This window comes from Sphingomonas degradans, from assembly GCF_053502645.1.
In genome coordinates this window covers 1,835,274-1,852,473 of the sequence record NZ_CP177172.1, presented here as the reverse complement: position 1 = coordinate 1,852,473, position 17,200 = coordinate 1,835,274, and the positions used below count along the sequence as shown (strand labels likewise).

Here is a 17,200-nt window from a genome sequence, read left to right as displayed (position 1 = left end):
GGGACTCATCGGAACACTTACGATATCGATCCGTTGGTGTAAGACGCCAGATGATAGGAGCATGTTTGTGCGTTGATGAGATTTCCATTTAAGCTGCCGTTCAATGTCGATGCCAATCTAAACTCTGGGGACAGGGATCCTTGCACGACGCGGGGCTTTGTCGTCACATGTGCGTTGATAGTTTCGACCCTGACGGCGGGATTTGTGATCCCTCTGATAAACTCTTCAATGACCGCGCAACATCGATTGCAGGAGCTTCAGCGGTCCGGGCAAATCTTGCAACAAATCAACGGTCTTGCTGCGTTCGTTAAGCACGGGCTTGTGTGTGAGACAGGTCGTCGAGAAACACGAAATGCCGAACCGGGGGTTGCGCTGGAGTCACTTCGCCATCTCGCGGGCTTGGATGCGCGGAGAAGTGCCGCAATTCGCATGCTGTCGGCGCAGTTCCGCAGTCATGATTGCAGCGCCGAGGGCCGCCGCCGAATAGCGTCCAGTATCGAGCAATTCATAACTGAAGAAAATAACGTTAATGCGCGCCTCCACGAAGACATCAGGAAAGGCGTGGTCGCACAAAGGTGGATAAGTAACGCGGCAATTTCCCTGGCCGGGGTGTTTCTAATTTTCGCTGCGTCTGTAATATTTAAAATGTCGCGTAAAGCATTATTGCTTCGTAAGTTCTACGAAGCAGAGCGGGTTAGGCAGTACAACCTTTTCCGATCATCTGCCGGTGCGATGGTCATTGCGTCGAATACGGGATTGATACGCGAAATAAATGGGAGTGCATCTTCCCTTTTTTTACTGTCGAAAGATCAGGCAAAGGGCCGGGACATCCGTGGGATCCTGACAGATCTGAGGTCTGTGGAGGAGGATGAGATGCGCGCCACCGGCGAGATTTTTTTGTCGCCTGGCAGCTACGAACTGACCTGTAGAAGAAGCGACAAAACGTTCTTCCTAGCTGAAGTTTCCGTCGCGAGCATTCAGTTGTCTGATGGTGATAGCTTGCTCTTCAGCATTCGAAATATTTCTGCATTGAGTGAGTCGGATCAGCAGACGAGAGATGCCGTAACCACGATAAGCCACGAGTTGAGAACGCCGTTAAGCGCTATATCCGGCGCGCTTGAAATCGTCCTGGGTGGAGATACCGGCGCGATCGACGACGATACGCGCGAGATGGTTACAATCGCCAGTAAGAATGTCTCGCGTGTAATTCATCTGGTTGAGGACATACTCGATGTTGAACGATTGAAAGCCGGAAGGACACAGCTTCTGTTCCAGGAGGTCGATGTCGGAAAACTGGTGCTTGAGGTTGTCAATGAGCTCGGACCCATCGCAGGAGATCGCGGTATAAATATGGATATTGAGAAGGGCGATCGGCTTGTGGCGGTCATTGACGATCGACGCCTTTCCCAAGTACTGGTTAATATCCTGGCGAACGCCTTCAAATTCTCTCCGCCCGACGGTTTTATCACAATCAGAATCAGACGCCATGGCAGGGTTCTTAGTCTAGATGTGATGGATGAGGGGCCGGGGGTTTCGAGTGATTTCAGGGAAAGGCTTTTCACGCGCTTTGAAAGAGACGAGGGATCGGTCGCTGGTCGCGTGCAAGGAAGCGGCCTTGGTCTAGCCATCAGCCGAGAGATCATGGAAAAAATGGGCGGCAAGCTGGTCTATCATCCCAATGTTCCGACCGGCGCGCGTTTCACGATTTCCCTGCCACTTGCACCTGACCATCTGGGCGGCAGGCACCCGTTTTCCGATCGCACATGAGCCCGGCAGGGCGAAGACCCGAGCAATTCTTGTCCATGACCCACGCCATATGCGAATGGAGGCGCGGATGCTTGTGCATCCGCGCCTCCTTGCGGGACTGCCGGGATTTCCCCATCAGCGTTGGATGAAGCGCAGATTGGGAGAGATCACCCGGTTGGTCGGATAGGGCAGACCACGACCCTGAACCGTCCCCTTGCAGTCCCGCAAATCCGTTCCGCCTTGGCAGCGCGGATCATCGTTCGATGTGTCGGCGGTGCGGGTTTCGACCGACGTCGTTCCGACGGCATCGCCCGAACCCATCGGATCGCTGTAGCCGATCTGGACCGAGATCGGCGTGTTGCCCGGCAGCTGGCCGGTGCCGCCCCAGCCGAACTGCGAACCCGGGTCGAACCCGGCCCCGCCGCGGGTGGGCGCGGTCGACACGATGGTGTTGGATGGCGCGGTGTGCTTCACGGCTTCCTCGGCAGCATTTTCCGCATCTGTGATTACCCCGGGAGTCAGCGGACCGAGGCCGCCATTGCTCCCGCCGGTGTTGCCACCGTTATTGCCTTCTCCGTTTTGCCCTCCGTTGGCGGCCGTGATGGTGAAGGTGCCTGGCGTCGCAGTCAGCGCGTAGTTCGAGCCCGCGGAGAGCGATCCGAGGCCGATCGCATAGACCCCGGGGGCCTCGCCTGCCTGGCGTCCGGCGCTGCCGGTGATGCTGTCGCCCCCGACCAGGCCCTGGCCGCCGATGGTGTAGGCGAAGATCGGGTCGGCCGTACCCTGCACCTTGGCGCCGTCCGCGAAGCTGACGGTCACTTGCCGCGGCGTGATGGTGCCGACCGATGCCGAGAGCCGCGAGTCCACAACGTAGTTGCCCGCGTCGGCCCCGTTGAGCAGCAGGTCGGCAATGGTCACCACCTTGGCCGTGCCGGCGTTGCGGTCGGCATAGTGGGCCGTGCCCGTCATCCCGATCTCGTCACCCGCGATCATGCCGTCGAAGGCAATGTCGCCGACCCTCAGAGTCGCCAGGTCGACCCCGTCATAGCCCTTGACGATTGGCCCGGTGAATTGCGCCGTGATCGCCTTGGGGGTGATCGATGCGGCGACCTCGGCCACCGGATCGAGCACATAGTTTGCACCATCGGCGCCACCCAGTACGATCCCCGAGACCGAGACTGCCTTGCCCTGGCCGGCATTCTTGTCGGCGAAGGCGAAGCTGCCCGTGATCGAGACGCTGTCCCCGGCGACGAGGTTGCTCAGCGCGCCGAATCTGCCACTGGCCGTGGTTGTGCCGTCGTAGACCTTGTCGTTGGCGGTGATCGTGGTGGCGACGTGGCGCTGTGCGATGGTCCCGGCGGCGGTTTCGAACTTCACGATATAGTTCAGCCCGTCATTGCCGTCGTCCAGCGTCCAGCCAGTCACCTGCAGCGCGCGCCCGCCGGCATCGCGACTGTCGAAGGCCTGGGTCGCGCTCGCCGTGTCGCCGGCGACCAGGCCGCTGATCTGCACGACACCCGAAGAGGCAGTGGTGCCGTCATAGGTCTTGGCGTCGCCGACGGCTGCCAGGGTCAGGACCGCACGGGCAATATCCGCGACTCCGAAGGCCGAGGGTGATGCCAGTACATAGTTGCCCAGGTCGTTGTCGGCGAGTTGGTAGCCCGAAAGCGTCACGGCCTTGCCGGTACCCGCATTGCGGTCCGCAAGTTGGCCGGTGACGGCCGAACGGTCCAGCGTCACCCCGTCGGCGGCGAGCAACTGCCGCGTGAAGCTGTCCCCGTCGGCGAGCACGAACCCGATCGAGCCGAGCTGGCCGGTCGAGAGCGTGGCGGTGCCGTCATAGATCTTCGATCCATGGCCGTTGGTGGTTACCGTCACCGCCCGCGGGGTGATCGCGCCGATATCCGCAGTCGCATAGTCCTGCAGCAGCACGTAGTTGCCTGCGTCCTCCCCGGTCAGGCTCATGCCCGCCACGGTGATGCGCTTGCCGGTGCCGACATTGCGATCGGCATAGGTCGCGCCCGTGGTGGTGAGCGTCAGCGCGTCGCCGGCGATCACGCCATCCAGATTGACCGGCAGCAGGGTCGCGACATCGGTGCCGTCATAGACCTTGGTCACGGTTCCGGTTAGCGAGCCCGACAGGATCTTCTGGCCGATGCTGCCCGATGCGTCGACCAGCGAGACGGCATAGTTGTTGCCGTTGTTGCCGTCGTCGATGGTGTAGCCGCTGACGTGAAGGGTGCGATTGCCCGCATTCTTCGTGTCGAACGACTGGATCGCGTTCGCCGTATCGCCGGCGATCAGGCCGGTGATCGTGACGAGGCCAATCGAGTCGGTCTTGCCGTCATAGACCTTGCTGTCACCCGATGCAGTCATCGTCAGCGCGGCCTTGGCGATGTTCGCCGTGCCGTTGGCGATGCCGCTCAGCGTGTAGTTCGCCGAGTCCTGGCCCGTCAGCGACAGGCCGGAGACCACCACGCTCTTGCCGTTGCCGGCATTGCGATCGATGAAGGCCATGCTGCCATTATCGCTGTAGAGCGAGACCAGGTCTCCCGTGACGACCCCGTCGAGACCCGTGAAGGTGCCCGTTGCGCTCGTGGTACCGTCATAGACCTTGTCCTGCACGGTCGCAGTGGCGTTCAGCACCTTGGCAGTGATGAGGCCGTCGGCGCTCGAGCCGATCGAGACCGTGTAGTTGTTGCCGCCATTGCCGTCATAGACCGCGTAGTTGCCATCGACCGTGAGCGTGCGGTTGCCTGCGTTGCGCCCGTCATAGAACTGGGTGGCGGAGACATTGTCGCCCGCGACCAGGCCGATCGCCTGCACCGTGCCGTTGGAGGCAGTGGTGCCGTCATAGGCCTTGGTTGCGCCGGTGGCGTTCAGGACGAGCGCGGCCTTGAGAATGTCCGCGGTGCCCTGGGCGATGCTGTCCAGCGTGTAATTGGCTGCATCGGCACCATCCAGCGTATAGCCATGGGCCACGACGGCCTTGCCGGTGCCGGCATTGCGATCGACGAACGCCAGGCTGCCATGGCTGCTGTTCAGCGACACCTCGTCCCCGACAATCACACCGGAGAGGTCGGCGAAGGTCCCGTTGGCGGTCGTGGTGCCGTCATAGACCTTGTTGCCCACGGTGGCTGTGGCGCTGATGACCTTGGCGGCGATCGATCCGGCGGCTGCCGACCCGATCGTGACGGCATAGTTGTTGCCCCCATTGCCGTCGTTCACCGACCAGCCCGACTGGACCTGAAGGGCCCGTACGCCGGCATTGCGGCTGTCGAACGCCTGGGTCGCCGCGATGCTGTCGCTGCCGACCAGGCCGGTGGCGACGACGTTGGCGGTAGAGGTCGCCGTGCCGTCATAGACCTTGCTGTCGGTGCTCGCGATCAGGACCAGCGCTGCCCTGGCGATGTCGGCGACGCCGTTCGCCACCGGGTCGAGGATGTAGTTGCCTGCATCCGCGCCCGTCAGCGAAGCGTTGTTGACGGTCACCGTCTTGCCGAGACCCGCATTGCGATCGGCGAAGGCGAGGCTTCCCGTGGCGCCGACCGTATCGCCTGCCACCAGGTTGGTGAGCGGGCTGAACGTGCCGGTCGCCGCAGCGGTGCCGTCATAGACCTTGTTGTCGACCGAGACGGTGGTGCTGGTGACGCGGCGATCGATCGTGCCGGCGGCTTCGCCGAGCGTAACGATATAGTTGGCACCGCCATTGCCATCCTCGATCACATAGCCGTTCTGCACCTTGAGGACGCGACCGCCGGCGTTGCGACTGTCGAAGGCCTGGGTCGCGCTCGCCATGTCGCCGGCGACCAGGCCGGTGATCTGCACGACACCCGAAGATGCAGTGGTGCCGTCATAGGTCTTGGCGTCGCCGACGGCGCTGAGCAGGAGCCCGGCGCGAGCGACGTCGACCAGACCCTGGGTGGTGGACGAGGTCAGGACGTAATTGCCGAGCCCGTTGTTGGCCAGCGCATAGCCGCCCAGCGTCACGCCCTTGCCGGTGCCGGCGTTCCGGTCGGCGAGCAGGCCGATCACGGCGCTGCCGTCGAGCCAGACACCGTCCGCCTGGAGCAGGTTCTGCGTCGCCACATCGCCACTGGCGAGGGTAAAGCCGATCGACCCAAGCTGGCCGGTGGTCAGCAGGTTCGTGCCGTCATAGGTCTTGGCGCCGAGGCCGGAGGCCGTGACGGAGACCTGGCGGGCGGTGATCGTGCCGACATTGGCAGAGGCGCTCGATCCGATCAGGTCGTAATTGGCCGCATCGGATCCGGTCAGGTGGATGCCGGAGACTGTCACCAGCTTGCCGGTGCCGGCATTGCGATCGCCAAAGTCGGCCGCGCTGGTATTTACCGTCAGGTCGTCGCCGGCGATCAGGCCGGCGATGTTGGTCGGCAAAATGGTTGCCGCGGTTGTGCCGTCATAGGTCTTGGTCACGGTGCCGGTCAGGGCCGCGACGATCTGCTTGCGCTCGATCTGCCCCTGTGCGGTGTTGGTCAACACAATATAGTTGGCGCCGCCATTGCCGTCTTCGACGGTATAGCCGTTGACCACGAGGTTGCGGTTGCCCGCATTCTTGCTGTCAAAGGCCTGGGTGGCGACGACGCTGTCGCCGGCGATGAGGCCGCTCGACTGGACGATCCCGATCGAGTCGGTCTTGCCGTCATAGACCTTGTTTTCGGACACGGCAGTGAGCGTCAGCGTGGCGCGAGCGACATCGGCAAGGCCGGTCGCCGACGAAGTAGTCAGCGCATAGTTGCCGAGGCCGTTATTGGCGAGCGAGAAGCCGTCCAGCGTCACGCCCTTGCCGTTCCCGGCGTTGCGGTCCGCCAGGGTGGCGGTCAGCGTCGCGGCGTCGAGGCCAACTCCGTCTGCGGACAGCATCGCCTGGGTCGCGCTGTCGCCCTGGGCGAGCAGGAAGGCGAGGGTGCCGTACTGGCTGGCCGCGAGGTCCGCGCTGCCGTCATACGTCTTGCTGCCTCGGCCCGTTACCGTGACTGTCACCTGCCGCGGCGTGATCGTGCCGATCGCCGCCGAGGCTGAGGTCGAGCCCAGGATGTAGTTGCTGGCGTCGGTGCCGTTCAGCTGCATGCCTGAGACGGTGACCATCTTGCCCGTGCCGATATTCGCATCGGCGAAATCGGAGCTGGCCGTGGTGACGGTGAGGTCGTCGCCGGCGATCACTCCGGCAATGTTGAGCGGCTGGAGCGCGGCGGCGGTGGTGCGGTCATAGACCTTGGTCACCGTTCCAGTCAGCGCGCCGCTCAGCAGCTTCGGGTCGATCCGGCCATTGGCGGCTGCTCCGAGCACGACGGCATAGTTGCCGCCGCCATTGCCGTCGTCGATCGTCCAGTCGCTGACTTGAAGCGTGCGGTTGCCCGCATTCTTGGTGTCGAACGCCTGGGCGGCCGAAACGGTGTCCCCGGCGACGAGGCCGTTCGACTGGACGATGCCGATCGAGCCGGTGGTGCCGTCATAGTCCCGCGCATCCGAGCTGGCGGTGAGCACCAGGGTCGCCTTGGCGATTTCGGCCGTGCCATTTGCGATGTCGCTCAGCACGTAATTGGCCGCGTCCGCCCCCGAGAGACCGGCGCCCGAAATCGTCACAGTCTTCCCGGCGCCCGCATTGCGGTCGTAAAAGGCGAGGGTGGCTCCGCTGTGATCCAGCGACACATCGTCGCCCATGATTGTGTTGTCGAGGCCGCTGAAGATGCCCGTGGCCGTCGTCGTCCCGTCATAGACCTTGTTCTGGACCGTCGCGGTCGCCTGCAGGATGCGCTGGCTGATCGTGCCATTGGCCACACCGCCATAGCTCACGGCATAGTTGCCGCCGCCATTGCCGTCGAACACCGTGTAGCTGTCGACCTGGAGCGTATGTGCGCCGGCCTTGAAGCCATCGAACCGCTGCGTCGCCACGAAGCCGTCGCCTGCGATCAGGCCGCTGGCTTGCACCGCGCCCGCCGAGGCGGTCGTGCCGTCATACTGGCGTGTGTCGGTCACGGCGGACAGGACAAGCTGCGCCTGGCTGATCGTCGCGCTGCTATTGGCAATGCTGCTCAGCTGGTAATTTTGCGCGTCGGTTCCACCCAGGGCATAACCGGTGGCCGTCACCGCCTTGTTGATGCCGGCATTGCGGTCATAGAAGGCCAGGCTGCCATTGGTCTTGTCGAGCACCACATTATCGGCACCGACGATCCCGCCCAGCGAGGAAAGGTCGCCCATGGCCGTCGTCGTACCGTCATAGACCTTGTCGTTGACGCTCGCCGTCGCGGTCAGCACCTTGCGCGTGATCGTCCCGGATGCTGCCGAACCAGTGGTAATGACGTAGTTGTTGCCGCCGTTGCCGTCATTCACGGACCAGCCGCTATTCACCTGAAGGGCCCGTACGCCGGCGTCCTTGGCGTCAAAGCCCTGCGTCGCGGAGAAGCTGTCGCCCGCCATGATCCCTGCGGCCTGGACCACCCCTGCGGAATTGGTGGTGCCGTCATAGGCCCTGCTATCCGAGACGGCGGTCAGGACCAGATTGGCCTTGGTGATGTTGGCCGTGCCGTTGGCGATCGGATCGAGCACATAGTTGCCCGCATCCGCCCCGGTCAGCACAGCGCCCGCCACGCTGACGGCCTTGCCATTGGCGGCGTTCTTGTTCGCAAAGCTGAGCGTGCCGCTCGCCGCGACGATGTCGCCAGAGATGACGCCGGAAAGCGGATCGAACGTGCCTGTGGCGGTCGTCGTGCCGTCATACACCTTATCATTGACATGGACGACCGTGCTGACGGCGCGCTTGTAAATCGTTCCGGCTGCGTCGATGCGGCTGACAATGTAGTTCAAACCGCCGTTGCCGTCGTTGACGACATAGCCGTTCTGAACCTGGAGCAGGCGGCTTCCGGCATTCTTGCTGTCATAGGCTTGGGTAGCCGAGGCGGTATCGCTCCCTTGCAGGCCGGAAATGGTCACGGTGCCAATCGAGCTGGTGGTCCCGGTGTAGGTCTTGCTCATGCTCGACGCGGTCATGGTCAGGGCGGCACGTGCCACATCTGCGATGCCGTTGGCGGTCGTGGAACTCAGCACATAGTTACCAAGCGCGTTGTTCGCCAGGCCATAGCCAGTGACCGTCATCGCCTTGCCGGTGCCGGCATTCTTGTCGGCCAGCGTGCCGGAGATGCCGCTGGTGTTCAGCGTAACCCCGTCAGCTGACAGAAGCGACTGCGTCGTGCTGTCGCCCTGCGCCAGCGTGAAGCCGACGCCGGAAAGCTGGGCGCCGGTGAGACCGGTGGCGGCGTCGTAGGTCTTGCTACCGCTGCCGCTGGTCGTCACCGCGATGCTACGAGGCGTGATCGTGCCGACGCTGCCCGAGGCGCTGGTGCTGCTCAGTGCATAGTTGGCCGCGCCCGCGCCTCCCAGCGAAAGACCGGTCGCGGTTACGATAAGATTGGTGCCGGCATTCTTGCTGGCATAGTTCGCGGCCGTAGCGGAAACGGTCACGACGTCCCCGGCAACGACGCCGTTGAGGCTCGTCCCCGAAAGCGCTGCAGTGGTGGTGCCGTCATAGACCTTACTGATCGTGCCGGTCAGCGAAGCGCTGATTTGCTTGGCAGTGATGGTCCCAGCGGCGTTCTGCTTGGTGACGACATAGTTGTTGCCGTTGTTACCATCGCTGATCGTGTAGCCGTTCTGGACGATCAGGGTGCGGCTGCCGGCATTCTTGCTGTCGAAGGCCTGAGTGCCGCTGGCTGTATCGCCTGCGATCAGGCCCGACCAGGTCACGGTTCCACCGGATGTGGTGGTGCCGTCATAGACCTTGGTCTCGCCGGAGGCCGTAGCGGTCAGCGCCTTGGGCGTGATTGCTGCCGTACCGTTGGCGATCGGGGCCAACGTGTAGTTTGCTGCTTTCGTACCGGTGAGGCCATAGCCGCTTGCGACGACCGACTTGCCGTTGCCAGCGTTGCGGTCGAGGAAGGACAGGCTGCCGCCGCTGGCGCTCAGCAGTACATCGTCGCCGCTTACGACATTGGAGAGTGCCGAGAACGTACCGGTGGCAGATAGGTTGCCGTCATAGACTTTGTTGTTCGCGGTGAGCGTCGTGCCGACGACCCGCTGCGTGATCAAGCCCGCACCTTGGACCGTCGTGACCGTGTAGTTTCCGCCGCCCCTGCCATCGTTGATGGTGTAGCCGTTGATGTACGTCGTCGTGGCGCGAGCGCTGTTATGGGTAAAGACCTGGGTGGCGGTAGCGGTGTCACCATCGACCAGCCCGGTGAAGCGGACCAGCGCGGACGATGTGTAGTTGCCGTCATAGACCTTCGTATCGTCCGCTGCCGTGACGGTGAGCGCTTTGCGGCTAATACTGCCGACCGCGCCGCTGGCGGTGCTGGCGACCGTATAGTTGCTCGCGGCGGCGCCGGTCAGCGACAGGCCATTGACTGTCACCACTATACCCGAGCCAACGTTGCGGTCGGCATAAGTACCGTTAAGCCCCGCCACGACTGAGACGGTGTCGCCGCTCTCGATGCCGGACAGCGCGTAGTTGCTCGATGCCACGGCGTTGGTGAAGGTCGTGCCGTCATAGACCCTGGAGATGGTGCCGGTCAGGCTGGCGGAGAGCGCCTTGGGCGTGACGACACCCCAATTTGCTGTCGCGCTGCCGTTTACCGTGTAGTTCGCCGCATCCGTTCCGCTGAGCGCAAGGCCGCTGACGGTGACCGTCTTGCCGTTGCCGGCGTTCTTGTTGTCGTAGAGCCCCGTCGTCGGCATCACGAGCGAAATGTTGTCGCCGCTTACCGTGTTCGCCAGCAGATAATTGGATGCACTGAGAGCGGCTGTTGCCGACCCGTCATAGGTCTTGGTGATGGGGCCGGTCAGGCTGGCGGTCAGCGCGCGGGGCGTGATGCTGCCCATGACGGCGGACGCCGTGTAGTTCGCCAAACCATAGCCATAGATGCGGATGGCACCATCGCGCACCACCACGGCCATCTCGTCGGCCGTCACCGTCTTGGAAGCACTGACATTCTTGTTGTCGAAGCTGCCAAGGGCGTAGACCGTCGCCTTGTCGTTGCCGAGCAGGCCCGTGACGTTGAAGTTGGCCTGGGTCAGCGCGGCATCGGTCGTGCCGTCATAGACCTTGGTGACATTGTCCTTCAGCGAGATGCTGAGCAGCGGCATCTGGTTGTACATCACGCCATTGCCGGTGGTTTGGGCCGGGGCAGTGATGCCGTAGGAGGCGCCATATTGGCGGAAGCTGTAGGAAAGGCCACCGACATCGTTGGTGGGATCCTGCAGCCACACGAGCCAACGGCCATTCGCGGCAGACAGTGCGCCTGCACCGCTGTTGTTGAAGAACTTGCCGTTCGTCACCAGTTGGAGCGCGGTGCCGGTGGCGCCTGCCGAGACGCTGCTGCCCGCCGTCATGGTGAGGTCACCGACCGAACGGATGACCGCGCTGCCGGTGGTCACCGCGCCATTGATCTCGAGCGCGCTGCTGGTGAAGAGGTCAAGCTTGTTAGAGAGCGACATCGGGCCGAGCTTGCCGATCGTGTTGCCGCTGTTGTTGAAGGAGACGGTGCCCGCGCTGCCGGTGAGCTGGGTGGCGTTGATGTCCACCGTCTGGCTGAACACGCCGCTGCCGGCCAGCGCCAGGCCGCCATTGGCGATCAGCGGCTTGTTGTCGGTGTCGCCGGTAACGCTCACCGTGCCGGTGCCGGCCAGCGTGACCGGGATCGCGTAGGTATTCGCGCCATTCTGGGTATAGAGCGTCAGGCCCGTGCCTGTGCCCGTCGATCCGCCGAAGACGATGCCGCTATAAGCGCCGGTCAGCACATTGTTGTTGATGAAGCCGGCGTAGATGTCCGAGCCCATCACCAGATTGCCGCCGTCCTCGGGACGCAGAGTGAGCACGCCCTTGGTCAGCAGCTTCGCGGCGACCGGGGTTGCGCCGTTCTTGGCGTTGAGGAACATGCTGTTCGCGACGAGCGTCAGGTCGCCGGTGAGCGAGCTGGTTCCGATGTTCGACGAGGCGGTATTGCCCTGGTAGATGCCATAACTGTTGGCGTTGCCGGCGCGGCCGGTGAGCGTAACCGCCCCTGATCCGGTGGCATTGACGATCGCAAAGTTGTTCGCGCCGTCGAAGAAGATGCCGCTGTGGGTCAATGCTGCGCTGCCAGAGGCGCCGCCGCCGAAGCCGGTGAGGTTGATTGCGCCGGCAGCCGTCGAGCGGACCGATGCGCCACCGCTGATCGAAATCCCGGTGCCGTTAGCGGACGCCGCGCCGCCACGCCCGTTAATGGTCAGGGCCTTGGCGCCCGACACGGCCGCGGTTGCGCTCGCGTTTATCAGGACGCCGTAGCTCGAGCCTGCGGCGCTGGCGCCATTGCCGGTGCCGCTGATCGTGATCGCGCCGGCCGTGCTGCTGATCGTGCCGGCGTTCAGATAAACGCCCGCGTCCGCGCCAGCATAACGGCTGGCACCCATGATGACGAGGTCACCGTTTGCGGTGCTCAGATTCGTTGTCGAGTTGGTCTGCACCGCATATTGGTCGGTGGTCCGCCCCAGGGCATAGAGCCGCAGACTGCCGCTGCCGGTGGTGGCGAGCGTCTTTCCGGTGAGGTTGAAGCCGATAGCCCCCGCGTTGCTGCCGAGCGCGCGCATTTCGATATCGCCGCCGCCTGCGGTGAAGGCCGCGCTGGCGGAGCTGATGTCGATGATCGTGCCCGTCGCCTGCATGGCGGAGGTGTAGGCCGCCTGATCGGCCGTCGGATCGATCAGCGGCGAGAGCGCCGCCGAGCCACCGCGCAACAGGATGTTGCCGCCTTGCGTCGTAATGCCGTTGCTGACGGTGATGGTGCCCGTCGCGGCATCGGCCGAGCGCGACACGAGGGTTACGTCCAGCTTGCCGGCGCCTGCCGCTGCCGTGATCGCATTCGAGACCGTTACATTGCCCTGCGACTTTGCAGTGAAACTCGATGCGCCCGTCGCCGCCGCCACCTTGTTCACGGTCGCCAGCGTCAGGTTGTTGACGGCAGAGACGGTGACGGCCGTGCTGCCGTTGAGATTGTACTGACCGGTCGAAAGCGTTCCGCCGGTGGTGATGGTGGTCGCATTCGCCGTGGCGAGATTGATGTTGCCGGTCGTGATGTAGCCCGGCGCGGTAAGAGTGACGGCGCCCGTGGCGCCGGTCTGGGTAATCACGCCGGCATCGATTGTTCCCGTGCCGGTCTTGCCGGCCGTGACTGTAAGCGCGCTGCCAGAAGTCAGGGCACCGCCGTTCACGTTGATCGCGGCCTCCAGGTTGAGGCTGCCCGCCGTCGTCGCCAGGCTGCCGTAGTTGACCGTTCCAGTCTTCGATTGGACCAGCAGATCGTTCGTATCGATCAGAACGCTGCTGCTCAGGACCACGTTACCCGTGTCGGCAACGATGCTGCTGCCGCTGCCCGCCGTTTGGCGGATCGTCCCGGCGATCGTAATGCCGTTGCCGCTGCTGATGTCCATCGTGCCGGCGGAGGTGATGCTGGATGAGCCGGATTGGACATACACGCCGATCACGGCTGGGCTGTTGGACTTGAGCGTGACGCCGCCCGCGCCCGCCGACAGGATCATCTGTGCGGCGATGTTCAGCTGGGACCCCATCCCGCTGCCGATCATCGAGACGCTGTTGGAGCCGTTGAGCGTCACGGAGCCGCCGCCGAAGTAGAGGCCGGAGTTGGCCAGGTTGGCGACAGACGCGGTGAAGACGATGTCCTTACCGGTGAAAGCGGCGCCGCCGGTCGAGCTGCGATAAATGCCGTTCGAGTTGGCGGTGTTGCCGTCCAGCGCAAGTGTTCCGGTCGTCGAGAAGCTCTGCGAAGTCGAATCGCGGAAGAAGAGGCCGTAGCCATCCTTGCCGTAGCCGGTGAGGCTGATGCCGCCCGTGCCCGCCGTGAGGGTATTGCTGCCGATGCTGATGCCCGAACGGTCCGCTGCGGTAGCGCTTCCCCCGGCGGGAATCGTGGATGCGCCGTTGAGGTTGATGCCGCCCGTCCCTGCCGTGCGGAGGACCGCGCCGTCATACAGATAAACGCCGATGCCAGTGCCGTTGTTGTTCACATTGACGCTTGCGCGCCCGAAGAAGTTGATGGTGCCGCCCTCTGTCGTCCCGCGCCGTGCGTCGATGGTGGTGGTGCCCTGGACGCGGACCCCATAGCCACCGTTAAAGCCCTCGGCGTATCCGCCCGGCGTGGACGTGCCATAGGCGGTCACGTCGCCGCCCTGCGTGGTGATATTGCCAGTGATATTGATGTCGCTGCTGCGGACCGTGTTGTCGCCGTAACTGCTGTTCAGCGTGACATCCAGCTTGCCCGCGCCGGCCTCGGCCGTGATCGCGGGGCCAACGGTGATCTCATTCACGGCACGAACGGTAAGCTTGCTTGCTCCCGTGGCTGCGGCTTTTTTGAGGATAGCCGGCGTATATAAGATGCCGCCGTCGCCGGTCTTTGTGATTGTGACATCCCCCGACCCGTAAAGGGTGATGGGATTCAGATTCATCGACGCGCCGGTCAGGGAGATGGCGTCGTTGGTATAGGTGGTCACATTACCGATGTTGAGCGCGCCGCCACTTCCAATCGACACGGTACCGCTGACGCCGGTCTGCTGAATGACAGCACCATTGTTCCCATAGAGATTGACGGCCCGATCGCTGTAGATATCCATGGCCCCGGAGCTCTTGATCGCGGAACCTGCCGCAGTGCTGAGCGAGATGCCGCTCGAGCCGGAAGCGGTGCCGTTGGCCCGCATCGTCAGTCCGCCCGTGCCTGCCGCCAGGGTCAGCGTGGGATAGATGTTGGTATCGGCATTACCCGCCCGGATTGTCGCCTTGCTGTTACTCGCGCCGAAAGCGGGGTTGACACCATTCGCGGCCGAGGTGCCGACAATCGACAAGGCGCCGGCGCCGCCGGTAGAGACCGTGACGGTGCCCCCCCCGAACAGAATCGCTTCCTTGGACAGCGTCGCGCTGGTGCTGGCGCCGATCAGATTGATATTACCGCTGGTCGAGGTGACGGGCCCCGAACCGATATCCAGGAACAGACCCGTGCTGGTGACGCTGGTGCCCTTGATCGTGATCGCGCCGGTTGCGGTCGTGAGGCCTCCCCCACCCCCCGAGACGATGCGCGTTCCATGGCCGTTGTTGGTCGTCGTGTCGGCAAGGTTGCTTGCCGATCCATCGAAGCTGATGTTCCCCGTCCCTGTGGTCGCCGCCGTCGAATAATAGAAATCCAGACCCGTACCGGTGCCCGCGGTGTTGGTGCTGCTACCTTTGACCGAGATGTCGCCGTCTACGGAATTGAGCCCGATCGCATAGGTGTAGAAGCCTTTCGATAGGGCACTCGAGGTCGTACCCGTCAGCGTCATCGGGCCCGTGCCGCCGGCGATGCTGTATGTTGCGGAGCCAGACGTCTTGCGGATCGTCATGCCGTTGCCGTTGAGGCTGGTGCCGGTCATGGTGATCGCGCCGCCTGCACGGATCGTCATATTATCGACGCGGACGCCGCTGCTGTCCTCGTCGGTGTACCGGGCGGCAATGTGACTGCCGGTCACGTTCACCGATCCGCTGCCCACGTCGATGGACCCGCCACTCGCCAGCCCGGAGAAGAGCACGCCAGCCATCACGTCGGTATTGCTGATCGCTGCGCCGCTGCCCACTGCGCCGCTGCCGCCCCAGATATTGAGGTCGCCGCCATTGGTGGTGATGCTGTTAAAGACCTGGACGTAGCCATCTGCCGCATCATTGGCGCGGCTGTTCAGATTGACGGTCAGCTTGCCGCTGGTCGAGCTGATCGCGCCATTCAGGATGATGTTGCGATCCGCCTTCAGCGTCAGCGCGGCGTCGCCGCCAGCGCCCTTGACGATGTTCGCGCCGGTGGCCAGCGTGATGTCGCCGGTCCCGCCGGTAACGGCCGAACCGCCGGTCGAGATCGTGACATTGGTGCCGCTGTTGAGGCGGCCGTTGAGCGTGGTGACGTTGATCGTGGAGGTGCCGGCAGTCGGCGTATAGGTGCCACCCGTGTAGGTCGCCGAGGCATCCGCCGCCGTCGAGATGGTCACGCTGGCGGGATCGAGCAGCCACTCGCCCGCCTTGCCGGAACCGGCCTTGGCATCGACGGTGCCGATGACCTGGAGGACGTTCTTCGAGGAGGTCTCGACGCGGCCGCCATCGGTGGTGCCGCTGGCGTCGATCGTGCCGTGGAAGTTCGTGAAATTGTCAGACCACAGCACGGCCTTGCCGCCTGCGCCGGCCGAGCCGGTGACGTCGATCTTCGCGTCGGGCGCAACGACCACGGCTTCGGCATGCTGAATGTCTCGGGTGCTGAGGCGGGTGTCGGCATTGGCGCCGCCCTGCCAGTCGCCGCCGACCAGCACGGTGCCGCCGGTCGTGCCCGAGGCATCGAGCTTCGCACCCTGATCGAGCAGGATGTTCTTGCCCGTCACTTCGATCGCGCCACCGCTGCCGTCCGCCTTCCGGGCGGTGAGGGTGCTGGAGATGGAGACTTCGCCGGCCGGGCCGGCGGTGAGGAAGATGCGGCCACCCTTGTTGGACACACCTTGGGCGTTGATGGCCGAACTGGTGCCGGCGAGCGCGTAGATGTTGCCGTTCTGTGCACGCAGTTCGGCCTCGGCCGCGCGGAGCACGCCGAGGTTGGTGGCCGAGGTGCCGGCGCCGCCGACGACGACGGAGAACTTGCCGTCGTCATGCGCCTGGTCGCGCAGCATCACCTGATAGCCGGCGAGCAGGCCGGCCGTGCCGTTGGCGGCTTCGATGCTGCCACGGTTTTCGACCTTGGCCGCGACGAGCACGACGTCGCCGCCCAAGCTGCCGATCTTGCCGTAGTTGACGAGCGCAGCTTCGCTGGCTCCGGCCAGCGTCTGATTACCGCCAGCGAGGAAGCTTTCGTTCGATATATCCTGGGTCGAGCCAACGAAGCGGCCGCCGACATCAACTTGGCCGCTTTTGCCGATCACGATGCCGTTGCGGTTGATGAGATAGACCGATCCAGTCGCCTGCAGGAGACCATCGATGCTCGAGACTGTGCCACCCGTCACGCGATTGAGTGTCGCGCCCGACCCGTTGTCGATCGACACGGTTCCGCCCTTGCCGATGGAGAAATCCTTCCATTCGACAATGGCCTTGTCCGTCGACTGCCGCATGTCGGTGCGGGATCCGCTCGTCTCAATCGAGACGGTGCCGGCGACCACCTGGCCACCGGACGGCAGCGTCTGCGCATATGCCGGCGCGAGGGGTGCGAACATGCACAGCGAAAAGCCGAACAGCGGCTTCGACAGAATTGCAGCGCGGCGGCGAGCCTGGAGCTGGTTGGTCATGGTATCAAATCCTGTGGTCTGCCGGCGTGCGCCGCCGGGGGTGTTGGCTATGAAAAGGGCACACGCATAGAAGCCGCCGAAACGACCATCGTCCCGGCGAGAGCTTGTCCGC

At 63.7% G+C, this 17,200-nt stretch carries 2 protein-coding genes; one reads left to right on the top strand and one right to left on the bottom strand.

The genetic code is table 11. The features are described from left to right. Nucleotides 1-228: 228 nt before the first annotated feature. The gene (locus tag ACG3SL_RS08250; protein WP_448664649.1) at nt 229-1,767 is read left to right on the top strand and encodes an ATP-binding protein; all 1,539 of its coding nucleotides are present in this window, start codon (nt 229-231) and stop codon (nt 1,765-1,767) included. A gap of 114 nt (nt 1,768-1,881) precedes the next feature. On the opposite strand, the gene ACG3SL_RS08245 is transcribed toward ACG3SL_RS08250, so the two are convergent. Continuing rightward, nucleotides 1,882-17,088 (bottom strand): YDG domain-containing protein, encoded by a 15,207-nt coding sequence (locus tag ACG3SL_RS08245; RefSeq protein ID WP_448664648.1) that lies wholly within the window; start codon nt 17,086-17,088, stop codon nt 1,882-1,884. Nucleotides 17,089-17,200 lie beyond the last annotated feature (112 nt).

Coding starts and splice junctions, on each gene's coding strand:
- ACG3SL_RS08245 (WP_448664648.1), bottom strand. CDS start 17,088: ATGACCAACCAGCTCCAGGCTCGCCGCCGCGCTGCAATTCTGTCGAAG.
- ACG3SL_RS08250 (WP_448664649.1), top strand. CDS start 229: ATGACCGCGCAACATCGATTGCAGGAGCTTCAGCGGTCCGGGCAAATC.